At 67.9% G+C, this 16,786-nt stretch carries 14 protein-coding genes and 1 tRNA gene; 12 read left to right on the top strand and 3 right to left on the bottom strand.

Features of this window, described 5'->3' with window-relative positions:
- Positions 1–99: 99 nt before the first annotated feature.
- Positions 100–1,707: a long-chain-fatty-acid--CoA ligase gene (locus tag BN1959_RS03205; RefSeq protein WP_053947270.1), complete on the bottom strand. Its 1,608-nt coding sequence runs from the start codon at positions 1,705–1,707 to the stop codon at positions 100–102.
- Between the two features lie 101 nt (positions 1,708–1,808).
- Here BN1959_RS03205 and BN1959_RS03210 point away from each other — a divergent pair, with 101 nt between their 5' ends.
- The 12 genes from BN1959_RS03210 to BN1959_RS14630 all read left to right on the top strand — a co-directional run bounded on the left by BN1959_RS03210 (position 1,809) and on the right by BN1959_RS14630 (position 15,725).
- Positions 1,809–2,477: an NfeD family protein gene (locus tag BN1959_RS03210; protein ID WP_053947271.1), complete on the top strand. Its 669-nt coding sequence runs from the start codon at positions 1,809–1,811 to the stop codon at positions 2,475–2,477.
- Between the two features lie 63 nt (positions 2,478–2,540).
- Positions 2,541–3,677 (top strand): SPFH domain-containing protein, encoded by a 1,137-nt coding sequence (locus tag BN1959_RS03215; protein ID WP_053947272.1) that lies wholly within the window; start codon positions 2,541–2,543, stop codon positions 3,675–3,677.
- Positions 3,678–3,757: 80 nt separating this feature from the next.
- Positions 3,758–4,897 (top strand): thiamine ABC transporter substrate-binding protein, encoded by a 1,140-nt coding sequence (locus BN1959_RS03220; RefSeq protein ID WP_053947273.1) that lies wholly within the window; start codon positions 3,758–3,760, stop codon positions 4,895–4,897.
- A 1-nt stretch (position 4,898) separates the two neighbouring features.
- Positions 4,899–6,704 carry an ABC transporter permease gene (locus BN1959_RS03225; protein ID WP_053947274.1) on the top strand — a complete coding sequence of 602 codons (1,806 nt, stop codon included), beginning with the start codon at positions 4,899–4,901 and terminating at the stop codon, positions 6,702–6,704.
- Positions 6,705–7,754: an ABC transporter ATP-binding protein gene (locus BN1959_RS03230; protein ID WP_053947275.1), complete on the top strand. Its 1,050-nt coding sequence runs from the start codon at positions 6,705–6,707 to the stop codon at positions 7,752–7,754.
- Between the two features lie 38 nt (positions 7,755–7,792).
- Positions 7,793–8,560 carry an SAM hydrolase/SAM-dependent halogenase family protein gene (locus BN1959_RS03235; protein WP_053947276.1) on the top strand — a complete coding sequence of 256 codons (768 nt, stop codon included), beginning with the start codon at positions 7,793–7,795 and terminating at the stop codon, positions 8,558–8,560.
- A 61-nt stretch (positions 8,561–8,621) separates the two neighbouring features.
- Positions 8,622–10,547, top strand: a complete 1,926-nt coding sequence (locus tag BN1959_RS03240) for an ABC transporter ATP-binding protein (RefSeq protein WP_053947277.1) — start codon at positions 8,622–8,624, stop codon at positions 10,545–10,547.
- A gap of 44 nt (positions 10,548–10,591) precedes the next feature.
- Positions 10,592–10,879 (top strand): GYD domain-containing protein, encoded by a 288-nt coding sequence (locus tag BN1959_RS03245; RefSeq protein ID WP_053947278.1) that lies wholly within the window; start codon positions 10,592–10,594, stop codon positions 10,877–10,879.
- A gap of 212 nt (positions 10,880–11,091) precedes the next feature.
- On the top strand, positions 11,092–12,492 hold the full coding sequence (locus tag BN1959_RS03250; protein WP_053947279.1) for an amidohydrolase: 1,401 nt from the start codon (positions 11,092–11,094) through the stop codon (positions 12,490–12,492).
- 64 nt (positions 12,493–12,556) lie between these two features.
- Positions 12,557–14,953, top strand: coding sequence for an ATP-dependent DNA helicase (locus BN1959_RS03255; protein ID WP_053947280.1), 2,397 nt, complete (start codon positions 12,557–12,559; stop codon positions 14,951–14,953).
- Positions 14,953–15,456, top strand: a complete 504-nt coding sequence (gene cgi121 / locus BN1959_RS03260) for a KEOPS complex subunit Cgi121 (RefSeq protein WP_053947281.1) — start codon at positions 14,953–14,955, stop codon at positions 15,454–15,456. The genes BN1959_RS03255 and cgi121 overlap by 1 nt, the downstream gene beginning before the upstream one ends.
- Positions 15,457–15,524: 68 nt before the next feature.
- Positions 15,525–15,725: a hypothetical protein gene (locus BN1959_RS14630; protein ID WP_154018212.1), complete on the top strand. Its 201-nt coding sequence runs from the start codon at positions 15,525–15,527 to the stop codon at positions 15,723–15,725.
- Here BN1959_RS14630 and BN1959_RS03265 read toward each other — a convergent pair.
- Both BN1959_RS03265 and BN1959_RS03270 read right to left on the bottom strand, forming a co-directional pair.
- A tRNA-Gln gene (locus tag BN1959_RS03265) sits at positions 15,723–15,795 on the bottom strand. The genes BN1959_RS14630 and BN1959_RS03265 overlap by 3 nt on opposite strands.
- A 109-nt stretch (positions 15,796–15,904) precedes the next feature.
- Positions 15,905–16,771 carry a homing endonuclease associated repeat-containing protein gene (locus BN1959_RS03270; protein WP_053947282.1) on the bottom strand — a complete coding sequence of 289 codons (867 nt, stop codon included), beginning with the start codon at positions 16,769–16,771 and terminating at the stop codon, positions 15,905–15,907.
- Positions 16,772–16,786 lie beyond the last annotated feature (15 nt).

A 16,786-nucleotide genomic window follows, 5' to 3' on the forward strand; every position in this document is an offset into this window, starting at 1 on the left:
TTACCTCACCTCCCGGACGAACTGATTCATACCGCCGAGTTCCCCACGCGTCCCGAATAAGCCTTCTCTTACCGATCGCCGCTGAAGGGCCGTCGCCGCCTACCCCTGCCCGACCATCGAGTCCTCCTCGGCCCACTCCTCCTCGCGGAGTTCGTACTTCTGGACTTTCCCGGTCGCAGTCGTCGGGAGATCCGTGACGAACTCGACACGCCGGATCGCTTTGTACGTGGCGAGGTTCTCGCGGGTGAACGCGACGAGGTCGTCCTCGGTGACGCCCGGATCCTCGGGATCCCCGGACTCGGGGACGACGAACGCCTTCGGCGTCTCCCCCCACTCGTCGTGTGGCGACGGGATGACCGCGACGTCGCTCACGTCCGGGTGCTCGAAGAGCGTGTCCTCGAGTTCGATGCTGGAGATGTTCTCGCCCCCGGAGATGATGATGTCCTTCTTCCGGTCCTGAATGGAGAGGAACCCGTTCTCGTCGACGACCGCGAAGTCCCCCATGTGGTAGTAGCCTTCGAGCCGTTGGTTGAAGGCTTCCTCCGTAGCGTCGGGCTTGTTCCAGTACCCCTCCATCACCTGGTTCCCGCTGACGACGATCTCGCCGATCGTCTCGTCGTCCCAAGGGACGTCCTCGCCGTTCTCGTCGACGACGCGGACCTCGGTGCCGAGGAAGCCGACCCCCTGGCGTTTCTTCAGCGAGTAGCGGTTCTCGTCGTCGAGGAGTCGTTCGGCTTCCGACGTGGTGATGAGGGGACCGGTCTCGGTGGCGCCGTAGACGTGGACGAGGTCCCAGTCGAACTCGTCCTCGACGGTACGGATCGTCGCCTCGGGCGGCGCGCTGCCGGCGGTCGCGGCGCGAACGTCCGCGTCCCCGGTGGTCTCGACGTCGTTGTCCGCGTAGTAGTCCTGGAGCATGTTCAGGACCGTCGGCGCCGCACAGAGATACGAGACGTCCTCGGTTCGGACGGTCTCGAAGATGTCGGCAGCGTCGACGCCGCGAGTGCAGACGTGGACCGCGCCGGCGCCGGTGATCGAGAAGATGTGTCCCCAGCCGTTGACGTGGAACATCGGGAGCGTCCAGAGGTACGTGTCGGTGTCCCGGATGTTCTGGTGATAGGAGACGAGGAAGGAATGCAGCGTCTCGTTCCGGTGCGTGCGGCAGACGCCCTTCGGATCGCCCGTCGTCCCCGACGTGTAGTTGATGGTGATGACGTCGGTCTCGTCCATCTCCGGGCGGTCGTACGACGGTGACGTCTCCGCGAGGGGGTCGTCGACGTCCTCCCAGTCACCCTCGACGGCGTCCGCGTCGTTCGTGAGGAACGTCTCCACGGGAACGTCGTCCCGGACCGCTTCGATCTTCTCTGCGTACGCGTAGTCCGCGTAGATGGCGGTGACGCCGGCGTCGTTCAGGATGTACTCGAAGTCCTCGGGCGTGAGGCGGTAGTTGAGCGGGGTGTGGACGGCGCCGATCTGCATCGCCCCGTAGGCGGCTTCGAGGTGGTAGTGCGTGTTCGGGTCGAGGACGGCGACGCGATCGCCCTTCTCGACGCCACGCTGCTGGAGGAGTGCGGAGAAGCGGTCGACGCGGTCGCCGAGCTCGTCGTACGTGTATCGCTCCCCGGTGGTCGCGACGACGCCGGTCTCGTCGCCGTAGTACTTGCGTGCGCGATCGAGAAAGTCCGTGACGAGGAGTGGTCGCTCCATCTCTAGGCTATTCAATCGACGTTTGTGTCATAATCTTTCGGGTCGGGACGAATCCCGGACGGAGCCAACGTTGATACGTGGCCGGGTCCATACCTAGCACGATGCTGCTCCAGTCCGGGCTGCTCGGCCCAGAGGCGCTCCCCCTGCTGCTGGTCGCGGCGGGGATCGCGCTGTCGATCGCGGAGGCGCTGGCGCCGGGGGCCCACTTCGTCGTCGTCGGCGTCTCCCTGCTCGGGGCGGGGCTGGTCGGCCTGCTGCTCGGTCCCGTGGCGACGCCGTTCGTGCTCGCCGGCCTCGTGCTGCTGTTCGGCATCGTCACGCTGTACGGCTACCGCGAGTTCGACATCTACGGCGGGAAGGGACAGGCTCAGACCAGCGACTCGACCGACTTGAAGGGCCAGACCGCCCGCGTTACCTCACGAGTCACCCCGAGCGAGGGCGAGGTCAAGATCGAGAACGGCGGCTTCAGCCCCTACTACTCCGCCCGCACTATCGAGGGGGAGATCCCCGAGGGCGAGGCGGTGATGGTGATCGACCCCGGCGGCGGCAACGTCGTCACCGTCGAGTCGCTGGGCGCCGTCGAGGGGAGTCTCGACCGCGAGATCGAACGAGCCCGCGCCGAGAACGCCGAACGGGAGGTCGAGGGGGAACGCCCGGACGACGTCGCTGCCGACGAGACCGGGCGGGCGTCGGCAGACGAGGAGGGTTCGAACACCACGGACGGCGTCGGGTCGGACGACGAACCGGAACGGGAGCGGGAGACGAACTGACGGCGCCGGCTCGCGGTTTTCTCGCGGGAAACTATTAAGCCGCCGACAGCCCAACCCCGGGGTATGGTCATTCCACCGCTTCAGGCCGGCGCCGTCACGGGCGTCGTCGGCTTGCTGTTTCTCTTCGTCGTGGTCGCCGCGGTCTGGCAAGCCGTCGAGATCGTCGACGCCACGGAGAAGAAAGCCCTCACCGTGTTCGGCGAGTACCGCAAGCTGCTCGAACCGGGGATCAACTTCATCCCCCCGTTCGTCTCCCAGACCCACGCGTTCGACATGCGAACGCAGACGCTCGACGTGCCTCGACAGGAGGCGATCACCCGGGACAACTCCCCGGTCACCGCCGACGCCGTCGTCTACATCAAGGTGATGGACGCCCGGAAGGCGTACCTCGAAGTCGAGGACTACAAGACCGCCGTCTCCAACCTCGCTCAGACCACCCTCCGTGCGGTGCTGGGCGACATGGAGCTCGACGACACGCTCAACAAGCGTCAGGAGATCAACGCCCGGATCCGGAAGGAACTGGACGAGCCCACCGACGAGTGGGGGATCCGCGTCGAGTCCGTCGAGGTCCGCGAGGTCAACCCCTCGAAGGACGTCCAGCAGGCGATGGAGCAGCAGACCTCCGCCGAGCGCCGCCGCCGTGCCATGATTCTCGAAGCGCAGGGGGAGCGACGCTCCGCCGTCGAGGAAGCCGAGGGGGAGAAGCAGTCCAACATCATCCGCGCACAGGGGGAGAAGCAGTCCCAGATCCTCGAAGCACAGGGTGACGCGATCTCCACCGTGCTCCGTGCGAAGTCCGCCGAGTCCATGGGCGAGCGCGCCATCATCGACAAGGGGATGGAGACGCTGGAGAACATCGGGCAGGGCGACTCCTCGACGTTCATCATGCCTCAGGAGCTCACCTCGCTGGTCGGCCGCTACGGCCAGCACCTGACCGGCAGCGACACCAAGACCAAGGAGAGCCTGAACTCGCTGGACTTCGACGAGGAGACCCGCGAGATGCTGGGTCTCGACGATATCGAGGACATCCTCGGTCAGATCGACGAGGCCGCCGAACTCGACACCGAAGCGATGGAGCAGGAGGCCGAGAAGATCATGTCCGGCGACACCGAGCCCGACATCCAGTCGGCCGACGATGTCGTCGCCGACGCCGACGAGGAGATGGGCGACGTCGAGATGGAGAGCGAAGAGTCCGGCTGAGCGCCGGATCACTCTCACGAATCGGCAATCCTCTCATAATTTCCAAGGGGTATATACCGACCGGATAGTAACGGGTAATCATGAAGCGACGTAGCTATCTTCGAACCGCCGGCGTCGGCGCGGCGGCGCTGTTGGCCGGCTGTTCCGCCGAATCGGTGGACACCGACTCTCCCACCGACGCGAGCACCGAGACGACGACGGGGACGCAGGTCGGGACGACCGAGGGGACGCCGACGCTACGGGTCGGCACGTACACTTCGTTCATCGACGCACCCAGCACCAGCCCCGGTGAGTGGGTCAAAGAGCAGTTCGAGTCCGAACACGACGCCACCCTCGAGTGGTTCGCGCCCGACGGCGGCATCGACTACTTCCTCCAGCGCCGTAATCAGGGTGTCACCGTCGACACCGACCTGTTCGCCGGCCTCACCCCGGAGAACATGGTTCGAGCCGACGACAACCTCGAGGACGGGGACTCGCTGTTCGACGCGGTGGACTCGAGCGCCATCTCGAACGCGGACCACATCGTCGAGGACTACCAGTTCGACCCGCAGGGGCGGGCGTTCCCCATGGGAGCGGCGTACATCAGTCTCGTGTACAACCAGAACATGCTCGACGAGCGCGGCGTGGGCGCCCCCGAGACGTTCGAGGACCTCACCACCGACGACTACAGCGACGCGCTGCTGATCCCGAATCCACAGAACAGCGAGACGGGGCTTGAGTTCCTGTTCTGGACGATCAACGAGTACGGCGAGGACGGCTACCTCGACTACTGGCAGCGCCTCCTCGACAACGGCGCGCGCATTCTCGAAGGCTGGGGCGCCGCCTACGGCGCCTACAGCGAGGGCGAGGCGCCCGCGGTGGTCTCCTACTCGACTGACCAGGTGTTCGCCGACATGTCCGACGCCGACATGGCCGAACACCAGATCGGCTTCCTCAACGGCGAGGGGTACGCCTATCTCGAAGCGATGGCACGGTTCTCGGACACCGACCAGCCCGAACTGGCCGGGTCGTTCATGTCGTTCATGCTCCAGCCCGAGATCCAGGCCGAGGTCGCCCAGCGCAACGTCGCGCTGCCGGCCGTCGACAACGCCGAACTCCCCGAGAAGTTCGACGAGCTGACGCCCGAACCAGAGACGGTGGTCTCGTTCGACTACGATCGCCTCTCCGGCAACGTGGACACGTGGCTGGACGAGTGGTCCCGGCAGGTCGCCTCACAGTAGCGTGACGGTCCTCCGCGAACGGTTCGAGGCCGCCGCCCTCCCGCTGGCCGCGGTCGCCACGCTCGCGCTGCTGACGCTGCTGTTCTACTACCCGGTGGGGCGAGTGCTCTCCGAAGCCGTGCTGCGCGAGGGGCGGCTCACGGTTGAGCCGCTGGTCGCCGTGCTCACGGACCCGTTCTTCTTCGGCGTCCTCGCACAGGCCGCCCAGGACCCGTCGGTACTCTGGACTGCATTCGAGCCACACACACTCCGACTCTCGCTCCCGCTGACCGATCTGGGGGTCGCGGTCACCTACCCGTTCCCGAACTACCGGCTGGGGCTGTTCGGGTTCACCGCGTATCAGGCGCTGCTGTCGACGCTTGCGAGCGTCGCGCTCGGGCTCCCGGGGGCGTACGTGCTCGCACGCTTCGAGTTCCCGGGCCGGAAGACGATCCGGTCGCTGACCGCGGTGCCGTTCGTGATGCCGTCGATCATGGTCGCGATCGGCTTCATCGCCACGTTCGGCGCGAACGGGTTCGTCAACGACGCACTGGCCGCGCTGGGGCTCCCCCGGATCGAACTGCTGTACACGCTGCCGATCATCGTCCTCGCCCACGCGTTCTACGACGCGCCGCTGGTGGCCCGCGTGACGGCGACGGCGTGGGAGAGCGTCGACGCCGGCACCGCCGAGACTGCCCGGAGCCTCGGCGCCTCGCCGCGGCAGGCGTTCCTCGACGTGGTGCTCCCCCAACTCCTGCCGGCGATCCTCACCGGCGCGCTGCTGACGTTCATCTTCTCGTTCATGTCCTTCGCTATCGTGCTCGCGCTGGGCGGGCTCTCGCTGGCGACCGTCGAGGTGTGGGTGTACCACAAGGTGTCCCAACTCGACTACGCCACCGCGTCGTCGCTCGCGACGCTCGAGATGCTGTTCTCGCTCGTGTTGACGTACGCCTACCTGCGGTACGAGGCACGCCAGCGCGCCGAGAGCGCCGCCCGGCCGGCGCCCCGGAAGCAGTTGGTCGGCCGGCTCGACCTCGACCGACTGGTGGTCTGGGGGTACGTCGCCGTCGCGCTGCTGGTGTTCGTCACGCCGATGGCGAGCATGATCATCGAGAGCGTCACCGGCCCGAACGGGTTCACGCTCGACTACTACCGCTTCCTCGTGGACCGGCAGGCGACCGCGGCGTCGTTCCAGATCAAGCCGCTGACCGCGGTCCAGAACTCGCTGCTCTACGGGGTCGCGAGCCTCGCGATCGCCGTCCCGATGGGGGTGTTGCTGGCGGTCGTCTCGACCCGTGACGTGCCGGGCAGCAAGCTGATCGACACGCTGTCGATGGCGCCGTTCGCCGTCTCGGGGGTCGTCGTCGGCCTCGGCCTGCTCCGCGGACTCGTGTTCGGCACGACCGCGTTCGGCTACCGATTCACCGTCACCGGTGCCGTCGCGGTCGTCGCCGCCCACGCCGTCAGCGCGTACCCGTTCGTCACCCGGAACGTCGCGCCGCTTCTGGCCACGATCGACCGGTCGGTCGTCGAGTCCGCCCGAACGCTCGGCGCCTCGCGGTTCCGGGTGCTGCTCGACATCGAACTCCCGCAGGTGTTCGCCGGCGTCGTCGCGGGCGCGGCCTTTGCGTTCGCCATCAGCATCGGGGAGTTCGATTCGACGGTGATTTTGGCCAGCGGGAGTTCGGCCTACACCATGCCGGTCGCCATCGAACGCTTCCTCGGTCGACGGCTCGGCCCCGCGACGGCGATGGGCTGTGTCCTCCTGTTCGTCACCGCCGTCAGCTTCCTCGTCATCGACCGCCTCGGCGAAGGGAGGGGGATGTAGATGGTGGCCATCGATCTCGACTCGGTGCGCAAGGCGTTCGACGACGCCGTCGCGCTGGAGAACGTCTCCCTCGCCGTCGAGGAGGGGGAGTTCTTCACGCTCGTCGGCCCCTCGGGCTGTGGGAAGACGACGACCCTCCGGACGATCGCGGGGCTCTCCTCGCCTACCGACGGGACGGTTCGCTTCGACGCCGAGGACGTGAGCGACACGCCCGTCGAGGACCGCAACGTCGGCGTCGTGTTCCAGAGCTACGCGCTGTTCCCACATATGACCGTCGCGGAGAACGTCCGCTACGGCCTGCGCTTTACCGACCCACCCCGCGGGCTCACCGCCGACGAGCGTGTCGAGGAGCTGCTCGAACTGGTCGACCTGCCGGAGATGGGCGACCGCGAGCCGGACGAGCTCTCCGGCGGACAGCAACAGCGGGTCGCCCTCGCCCGGGCGCTCGCCCCCGAGCCGGACGTGCTGCTGCTCGACGAACCGATGAGCGCGCTCGACGCCCGGCTGCGCGAACAGCTCCGCCGTGAGATCAAACGCATCCAGCGCGAACTCGGCGTCACGACTGTCTACGTCACCCACGATCAGGAGGAGGCACTGGCGGTGTCGGACCGCCTCGCGGTGATGCACGACGGCGGCGTCGAGCAGGTCGGCACGCCCGTCGAGGTGTACGAACAGCCCGCGACGGAGTTCGTCGCCTCCTTCGTCGGCGAGAACAACGTGTTCTCCGGCGTCGTCGTCGGCCGCGACGGCGACGAGCTGGCGATCGAGATCGACGAGACGGCGCCCGCGGACCACCAGTTCCACGTCGTCGACGCCGCCGACCACGCCGTCGGCGACCACGTAACGTTCTGTGTCCGCCCGATCCATCTCGACCCCGACGCCGGCCACAACCGGTTCCCGATGGCACTCGGCGCCGCGGAGTATCTCGGCGGCACCACCCGGCTCTACGGCGAGTGGGCCGGCCGGGAGATGGTGCTCCGACTGCCCGAACCGCCGGCCGACGACACCCTCACGGTCGGGTTCGATCCGGACGCGGCGACGATCCTCTGAACCGACAGTTTCAGACCACGCCCACACGACCTAGCAGTATGATCACGCTCGCATCCGACTTCGGCACGCCGTACCCCGCAGCGATGAAAGGCGTCATCCTCCGGCAGTCCGACGCCCGACTGGTCGATATCGCTCACGACTTCCCCCGGCAGGACGTCCGCTCGGCAGCGTTCTGGCTCCGGGAAGTGCTGCCCGAGTTCCCGCCGGCGACCCACCTCGTCGTCGTCGACCCTGGCGTCGGCACGGGCCGCGGCGCCGTCGTCGTCGAAGTCGGCGCCCACCGGATCGTCGCGCCGGACAACGGCGTCGCGCTCCCGGCGGCCCGACGGCTGGCCGACCGCGCGGCCGGCACGCCCGAGATCCGCGTGTACGACGTGGCGTACGACGACGATACCACCGCGAGCAACACGTTCCACGGCCGGGACGTGTTCGCCCCCGCCGCCGCGCGAGTCCACGAGGCGGAGTCGGTCGCCGACGCCGACCGCGTCACTTCGACCGACGAGTGGGTCGATCTCGCGTTCCCGGATCCCGAGACCAACGACGATGGGGCGACCGGCGAAGTCCTCGTCGTCGACGACTTCGGCAACACGATCACCAACGTCCCCGGCCGCGTGCTCGACGGCCTCGACGCGGTGACGGTGAACGGCGAGTCCGCGCCCGTCCGGGACGCCTACGCGGAGATGGACACCGGCGAGCGCCTCGTCACCGTCGGCAGCCACGGCAACGTCGAGCTCTCGGTGAATCAGGGTCGCGGCGACGACGCGTTCGGCCTCGCGGTCGGCGACGACGTGTCGATCGACTGGTGAGAACCCCCCACGTGTCGCCGGCACCGGACAGTTTTCACCCCGCAAGCCGGAGTAACGGGACGTGCCACCGGACGAGGACGACGAGTTCGCGGAGCTGCGGGCCGAAGAGGGGAACGCGATCCTCCGGCTGTTTCTGGAGTACGGCCGCGAGCGGCTGCTGACGTTCGTCGGCGGCGCCGTCGCGGCGGTCGTCCAGATGCTGATGGCGCTCGTCCCGTCGTTCGTGCTCGCGATCGCGATCGACTCGCTGTTTTTCGACACGCGGGCGTTCTCGCTGCCGCTCGTTCCCGCCGCGTGGATTCCCGGCGACGAAGGGGTGCAGTTCCTGCTCGCCGGCGGGCTGGTCGGCGCCTCCTACGCGCTGAGTTCGATCTTCAGTTGGGTGAACAACCACCTCTGGAACAGCTTCTCCCAGCAGTTCCAGCACTCGGTGCGCGTCGACGCCTACGACGCGCTCCAGCGACAAGGGGTGGAGTTCTTCGACAACCGCCAGACGGGCGAGGTGATGAGCATCCTGAACAACGACGTAAACCAACTGGAGGGGTTCCTGACGAACAACCTCAACAGCCTCATCACCATCGTCGTCCGCGTCGGGGGGATGGGCGCGGTGATGCTGCTGATCAACTGGCGGCTGGCGCTGATCCCCGTCGCTGCGATCCCCGCACTGGGCTATCTGAGCTACTGGTTCGTCGAGACGATTCATCCGAAGTACCAGGAGGTTCGCTCCTCGGTCGGGAAGCTCAACAGCCGGCTGGAGAACAACATCGGCGGGATCGAGACGCTCAAGTCCTTTACCACCGAGCCGTTCGAGACCGACCGCGTCCGGGAGTCCTCGCGGGAGTACCTCGACGCTCAGTGGGACGCGATCACCACCCGAATCAAGTTCTTCCCCAGCCTGCAGGCGACGACCGCCGCCGCCTACGTCTCGGTCTTTTTCGTCGGCGGCTGGTGGGTGGTAACGGGGACGCCGCCGCATCCCTTCTTCTCCGGTGGCGACCCTAACGCGACGCTCACCGCCGGGACGCTCGTCCTCTTCCTGAACTACTCGCGGCGGTTCGTCTACCCGATGCGGCAGATGGGGCAGATCATCAACGGCTACCAGTACGCCGAGGCCGCGGGCGAGCGCATCGTCGGCCTGCTCGACGACGACACCCGGGTCAGCGCCGAGAGCGACGGGATCGAACTCGACGATGTGGACGGTCACGTCGAGTTCGACGATGTGAACTTCGCCTACCGCGACGAGGACGGCGAGGCCGAGGAGACGGTGCTCCGAGGCATCAGCTTCGAAGCCGACCCCGGCGACTACGTCGGCCTCGTCGGCCCCACCGGCGCCGGGAAGTCGACGACGATGAAGCTGCTGCTGCGGTTCTACGACCCCGACTCGGGGACGGTCACGCTCGACGGCCACGACCTCGCGGACGTCGACCTCCGGAGCCTCCGCGAACACGTCGGCTACGTGAGCCAGGAGCCGTACCTGTTCTACGGCACCGTCGCCGAGAACATCGCCTACGGCGTCCCCGACCACGACGAGGCGGCGATGCAGGAGGCCGCCGAGAAGGCCGGTGCCCACGAGTTCGTCGCCGACTTGGAGGACGGCTACGACACGATGGTGGGCGAACGCGGCGTGAAGCTCTCGGGCGGCCAGCGCCAGCGCATCGCGCTCGCCCGGACGATCCTCCGGGACCCGGACGTGCTCGTGCTCGACGAGGCGACCAGCCACGTCGACAACGAGACCGAGGCGGTGATCCAGAACAGCCTCGAAACGCTGACCGAGAACCGCACCGTGTTCGCCATCGCCCACCGGCTCTCGACGGTCCGGGACGCCGACCAGATCCTCGTGATGGACGACGGCGAGGTCGTCGAGCAGGGAACTCACGAGCAACTGATCGACGGCGGCGGACTGTACGCGAACCTCTGGCACGTCCAAGTCGGCGAGATGGAGGCGCTGCCCCAGCAGTTCGTCGAGCGGAGCCTCGAAGCGGAGTAGCGGGGCCCGAACCTTTTCGGTGGCCGGCGCCGAACCAGGAAATTATGGGTACGTACATGGCGCTGGTCGACGTGACCGACGAGACCGTCCAGAACGTGCAGGACCTCGCGACCGTCTGGGCCGACCTCACCGGCGACATCGAGACGCTGGGCGGGGAGCTGGTCGACGCCTACGCGATCCTCGGCGAGCACGACTACCTCGTCATCTTCGAGGCCGACGGCCGCGACGAGGCGTTCCAGACCTCGGTGTCGATCGAACGCTACGGTCTCGACACCCAGACGATGGAGCTCATCCCGGTCGACGATCTGGGCGAACTCGTCCAGGACATCTGAGTCAGACGGCGAGTAGTCTTCTCAGGGTCGCGACGAGCTTATCGACGAGGTGTGGCGCCGCCTTCTACGCCGACACCGGCGGCTGCTCGTCGCCGCCTTCTACGCCGACACCGGCGGCTGCTCGTCGCCGCCTTCTACGCCGACACCGGCGGCTGCCCGTCGCCGCCTTCCACGCACGAACCCTTTTTCGCTCACGGAAACACGGAACAGCCGTGAGCAAACAGGCCCTGTTCGACGACATCGCCGACGACGCCGATTGGCTGACCGATCTCGCCGAACAGCTCTGGGCGAACCCCGAACTCTCCCTGCAGGAGCACGACTCCGCGGCCCTTCTCCGGGACGCGCTCCGCGAGGAAGGGTTCACTGTCGAGTCCGGCGTCGCCGGCATCGAAACCGCGTTCGTCGCGCGCTACGGCGACGACGATCCCGTCGTGGGCACGATGGGGGAGTTCGACGCGCTGCCGGGGATGAGTCAGGCGCCGAGAGCCCAGCGCGAACCGATCGAGGCGGGCGCGCCCGGCCACGGCTGCGGACACAACCTGTTCGGCGTCGGCAGCCTCGCGGGCGCGATCGCGGTCAAGCGCGCGATCGAGCGCGGCGACTGCGAGGGGTCGGTCGTCTACCTCGGCACGCCCGCCGAGGAGGTCGGCGCCGGCAAGGTGTACATGATCCAAGCCGGCGCGTTCGAGGCGGTCGACGCCGTGATCACGTGGCACCCCGACTGGTACAACGCACCCAACGAGTGCTCCACGCTCGCGATGGACGCCTTCGACGTGCGGTTCACGGGCGAGAGCGCCCACGCTGCCAAGTCGCCGGAAGCCGGCCGGAGCGCGCTCGACGGCGTCCAGCTGCTCGGCACCGGGATCGAGTACATGCGGGAGCACGTCCCGGACCCGGTCCGTATCCACTACGTCGTCACCGAGGGCGGGGAGGCCGCCAACGTCGTCCCGGAGGAAGCAGCGATGGAGGTGATGGTTCGCGCGCCCGATCGTGCGGCCATCGAGCGCGTGTCCGATCGCGTGCGCGACGCCGCCGAGGGCGCGGCGCTGATGTCCGGCACCGACGCCGACGTAACACAGACCACCGGGATGTACGGCGTGCTCCCCAACGGCGCGCTCGCGGACTCGATCCGCGAGAACATGGCGGCCGCCGAGTTCCCCCTCACCGACGAACAGGCCTCGTTCGCGGCCGACCTGCACGCGACGCTCGAAGAGCCGTCCTACGACTCCGTCCTGCCGGAGCACCGCGACGAGGCTGCCGAGGCGACGATGTTCACCGACCCCATCGACGCGCCCGATACGGGAGAGACCGCCGCCTACTCCACAGACTCCGGGGACGTGTCGTGGAACGCTCCCCTCGGGCGCTTCCGCGCGGCGACGTGGCCGGCGGGGACGCCGCTGCACTCGTGGCAAGCCGTCGCCGCCGGGAAGGATCTCGGCACTGCGGGGATGCTGTTCGCGGGGAAGGTCGTCGCCGGCTCGCTGTACGACCTGCTGACCGACGAGGAGCTGCTCGCCGAAGCCCGCGCGGAGTACGAACAGCGCAAAGGGGATCGCGAGTACGAGTCGCCGCTGCCGCCCGACGCCGACCCGTACGACTTGGCCGAGCGGTGAGCCGGGGGCCGACTGTCGAGTCGGACCCAGTAACTTAAACCCGAGAGCGGGCAACTCTCTCTCAATGAAGCCGACGGAGCTGTCGGGACTCCCCGACGGCGTCGCAGCCCACCTCGAGGGCGAGGGCGTCGAGGCGCTCTACCCGCCACAGGCCGAGGCCGTCGAGCGCGGCGTGACCGACGGCGAGAACGTCGTCGCCGCGGTGCCGACCGCCTCCGGTAAGACGCTGATCGCCGAGCTCGCGATGCTGTCGGCGGTCGAACGCGGCGGCACCGCGCTGTACATCGTTCCGCTGCGTGCGCTGGCCAGCGAGAAGAAGACCGAGTTCGAGCGCTGGGCGGAGTACGGGATCGACGTTGGCGTCTCGACGGGGAACTACGAGTCCGACGGCGAGTGGCTGGGCTCGCGGGACATCATCGTCGCCACCAGCGAGAAGGTCGACTCCCTCGTCAGGAATGGCGCGCCGTGGATCGACGATCTCTCCTGTGTCGTCAGCGACGAGGTCCACCTCGTCGACGACCGCGAGCGCGGGCCCACGCTGGAGGTCACGCTCGCGAAGCTCCGGCGCATCAACGCGAACCTCCAGACGGTCGCGCTGTCGGCGACGGTCGGCAACGCCGGTGAGATCGCCGACTGGCTCGACGCCGAACTGGTCGACTCCGACTGGCGCCCGATCGACCTGAAGACGGGCGTCCACTTCGGGAACGCCATCAACTTCGCCGACGGCTCCCAGCGCGAGGTCCCCGTTGACAGCGGCGGCAAGCAGACGCCCGCGCTCGTCGACGACACACTCGAAGAGGGGGGATCGAGTCTCGTCTTCGTCAACTCCCGGCGGAACGCCGAGTCCGCCGCCAGCCGACTGGGCGGCGTCACGCGCGATCACCTCACCGACGAGGAACGCGGTGAACTCCGCGAACTCGCGACGGCGATCCGCGATGTCTCCGACACCGCGACCAGCGACGATCTCGCCGACTGCGTCGCGAAGGGGGCGGCGTTCCACCACGCTGGCCTCTCCAGCGAGCACCGCGACCTAGTGGAGGGCGCGTTCCGCGACCGCCTGATCAAGGTGATCGCGGCGACGCCGACGCTCGCCGCGGGCGTGAACACCCCCTCACGCCGGGTGATCGTTCGTGACTGGCGGCGCTACGACCCGGAGTTCGGCGGCATGAAGCCGCTGGACACGCTCGAAGTCCACCAGATGATGGGCCGGGCCGGCCGGCCGGGGCTCGACCCCTACGGCGAGGCGGTGCTGCTCGCGTCGAACGTCGACACGAAGGACGAACTGTTCGAGCGCTACGTCGACGGCGAGCCCGAGCCGGTGCGCTCGAAGCTGGCGGCGGAGCCGGCCCTGCGGACCCACCTGCTCGCGACCGTCGCGTCCGGCTTCGCGAACACCCGCGAGGAGCTGCTATCCTTCCTCGACAACACGCTGTACGCCGTCCAGAGCGCCGGCAGCGCCCAGTTGGAGTCGGTGACCGACACGGTGCTCGACTACCTCGCGGCCAACGAGTTCGTCGAGCGCGAGGACGGGACGATCACCGCTACCGAGATCGGCCACACCGTCTCGCGGCTCTACCTCGACCCCATGAGCGCCGCGGAGATCATCGACGGCCTGCGCGACGCCGAGGGCGGCCGTTCCGGCGGACAGTACGGCTCCCGCAGCGCCATGGACGCCGACGACGCCGACGAGTCGGCCGGGTTCGTCTCCGGAAACGAACTGCTCGACGACGACACGCTGGCCGACGCCGATGGGGAGGGCGGCGAGACGGCGGAAACCGACGCGGACGAGGACGCCGACGACATCTCTGCGATCGGGCTCTACCACCTCGTCTCCCGCACGCCGGACATGTACCAGCTCTACCTGAAGTCCGGCGACCGCGAGGAGTACGAGGAGGTGCTGTTCGAGCGCGAGACGGAGCTACTGGGGCGCACGCCGTCGGAGTACGACGACGTGGCGTTTGAGGAGTGGCTCGCCGCGCTCAAGACCGCCCGGATGCTCGAGGACTGGGCCAGCGAGGTCGACGAGAGCCGCATCGCGGAGCGCTACGGGGTCGGCCCGGGCGACATCCGTGGCAAGGTCGACACCGCCGAGTGGCTGCTCAACGCCGCCGAGCGGCTGGCGGGCGAGCTCGACCTCTCGAACGTCGTCGCGGTCCGGGAGGCGAAAAAGCGCGTCGAGGACGGCGTCCGGGAGGAGCTGCTCGACCTCACGGGCGTCCGCGGCGTCGGTCGCAAGCGCGCGCGGCGGCTGTTCGAGGCCGGCATCGAGTCCCGCGCGGACCTCCGCGAGGCCGACAAGTCGGTCGTGTTGGGCGCACTGCGCGGAACGAAGACCGCCGAGACCGTCCTCGAGAACGTCGGCCGCGAGGACCCGTCGATGGACGGCGTGACCGCCGACGCCGACGCGGAGCGTGCCGGTCGTGAGGAGGAAGGTGGGCAGGCCTCGCTGGGTGATTTCTGATGCGGCTGCTCGACGGGACGGCGACGGTCGACGACCTCGACGCGTTCCTCGGGGTGCTCGACCACGCCGCCGAGGCGACCGGAACGACTGTGCAGGCGTTCGACGCCGACTACGTCGTCTCCGCGGCGCACCTCGAACGGGCGCTCGACCGCGCCGACCGGGCGATCGCCCGCGGCGAGAACGTCGCCCGGGAGCGGGCGGTGGAGCTGCTCTGCTACGCGGCGGGGCGCCGGCAGATCAACCGCGCGCTGGAGATGGGCGTCGCCGAGGGCGAGAACCGCGTCGTCGTGCTCGTTGACTCGCCGGCCGGCGACGACGAAGCGGAGGCGGAGGCCGTCGACCGGCTCCGCGACCACGTCGAAGAAGCGCCGATACTGGGGGCGTACGACGAGCCGACCGTTCGCGAGTTCTTCGACGTCTCCGACGCGGAACTCGGCGCCGTCGACGGCGACCTCGCGGATCTCGTGCTCGAACGCGTCGCGCTGCTGGACGTGGAGAAGTAGTCCCGCAGGGCGTCTCCGGCGCTGCCAGAACGACTCCGCGACGCAGCGCCGAACGATCAACCACGGACGTGGAGACGGTCGTCATCCGGACTAGCGACCCGAACTGTCCCGTCTGTGGCAAGCGGGTCGACCTCGTCGAAGCACAGGAGGAGGGCGTCGGCGACGAGTGGCGCTGTGCGGAGTCACTGGTCGAAGATGAAGCGACTCGTGGAGTTGGAGTAGTTCGACGCCGCTGGCGCTTCTCGAAGGGTTCCGGAAGAAGTGAGTAGTTCCACCAGGATTCGAACCTGGGTCGGAGCCCCCAGAAGGCTCCAGGATTGGCCGCTACCCCATGGAACTATTCTGACACGTTCGCCATCCCTGCCGGGTGGCGATCTTCGCAACTACAGGTAGTCCGTTGGGAAGTATGAGTGTTTCGGAGTCGACCACGGAGCCGGTGGTCGGTGTGCTACCCCTTCCGGTGGCGCTTCCGATGGCAGTTCGCACAGAGGACCTCACACCGCTGGATCTCGCGGTACACCCGTGGCGTTCCGTACCCCTCCGAGATGAGCCGGCTCACGGTGAGATCCTTCTCGGCCTCGTCGACGTGGTGGAAATCCAGTACGGCCCCGTCTTTCACCCCACAGCTCGCACAGCCGCGTGCCTCCTTGTACTCGTTCGCCCAGATTCGGCGCCTGTCGGGACTGACGACTTCGAACGTCTCCCCGTTTGGTCGTTCGCCGACGAGACGAGCGGGCTCTTTCCGAAGCTCGATATCTATCCTGAGGTTCGACGGGCTGACGTGCTCGCGGCGGTGACAGTTGGCACAGAGCACCTCACACTTCTCGATCTCCGACCGAAGCCGCTCTTTTGACACCTCCTGTAGAACCAGACGACTCACTTTCTCGTCTTTTCGGTCGGTATCCTGATGGTGAAAGTCGAGAACGTCGGGGTCAGATTCACCACATCTGGCACAGCCTTTCGAGGCTTTTCGCTCGGCGACCCACTCGCGGCGTTCCGTACGCCTGCGCCGCGTCCGCTCGGTGTTCCACTCCCGGTTCCGGTAGTGCCAGCGTTGATCGACCGACAGCTCTCCCCATCGCTCGCGAACCTCGTCGTCGATCCCCTCCGGCGGCGGCCCGACCCGACTGCCGGTCGAGGCGTTGGTCGACAGCCCGGCGCGTTCCTTCGCGTCGTTCCAGCCGCCGATGGTGCGGATGATCGTCGCCGACGCCGGCGTCAGCCCGAGCGCCTCGTACTCGGCTTTCGTCGGCGACGCGCCAAGTTCCCGCGCCGCCTCGCGGAGGGCGTCGATGCAGTCCTCCTCGTCGACCATGGATTCGCAATGACC

The organism is Halolamina sediminis (assembly GCF_001282785.1).
GTDB classification, from domain to species: domain Archaea; phylum Halobacteriota; class Halobacteria; order Halobacteriales; family Haloferacaceae; genus Halolamina; species Halolamina sediminis.

Bases quoted from the DNA above. Each gene is read 5' to 3' on its own strand.
- BN1959_RS03230 (WP_053947275.1), top strand. From the start codon at position 6,705: ATGGTGGCCATCGATCTCGACTCGGTGCGCAAGGCGTTCGACGACGCC.
- BN1959_RS03245 (WP_053947278.1), top strand. From the start codon at position 10,592: ATGGGTACGTACATGGCGCTGGTCGACGTGACCGACGAGACCGTCCAG.
- BN1959_RS03235 (WP_053947276.1), top strand. From the start codon at position 7,793: ATGATCACGCTCGCATCCGACTTCGGCACGCCGTACCCCGCAGCGATG.
- cgi121 (WP_053947281.1), top strand. From the start codon at position 14,953: ATGCGGCTGCTCGACGGGACGGCGACGGTCGACGACCTCGACGCGTTC.
- BN1959_RS03270 (WP_053947282.1), bottom strand. From the start codon at position 16,771: ATGGTCGACGAGGAGGACTGCATCGACGCCCTCCGCGAGGCGGCGCGG.
- BN1959_RS03215 (WP_053947272.1), top strand. From the start codon at position 2,541: ATGGTCATTCCACCGCTTCAGGCCGGCGCCGTCACGGGCGTCGTCGGC.
- BN1959_RS03210 (WP_053947271.1), top strand. From the start codon at position 1,809: ATGCTGCTCCAGTCCGGGCTGCTCGGCCCAGAGGCGCTCCCCCTGCTG.
- BN1959_RS03255 (WP_053947280.1), top strand. From the start codon at position 12,557: ATGAAGCCGACGGAGCTGTCGGGACTCCCCGACGGCGTCGCAGCCCAC.
- BN1959_RS03220 (WP_053947273.1), top strand. From the start codon at position 3,758: ATGAAGCGACGTAGCTATCTTCGAACCGCCGGCGTCGGCGCGGCGGCG.
- BN1959_RS03205 (WP_053947270.1), bottom strand. From the start codon at position 1,707: ATGGAGCGACCACTCCTCGTCACGGACTTTCTCGATCGCGCACGCAAG.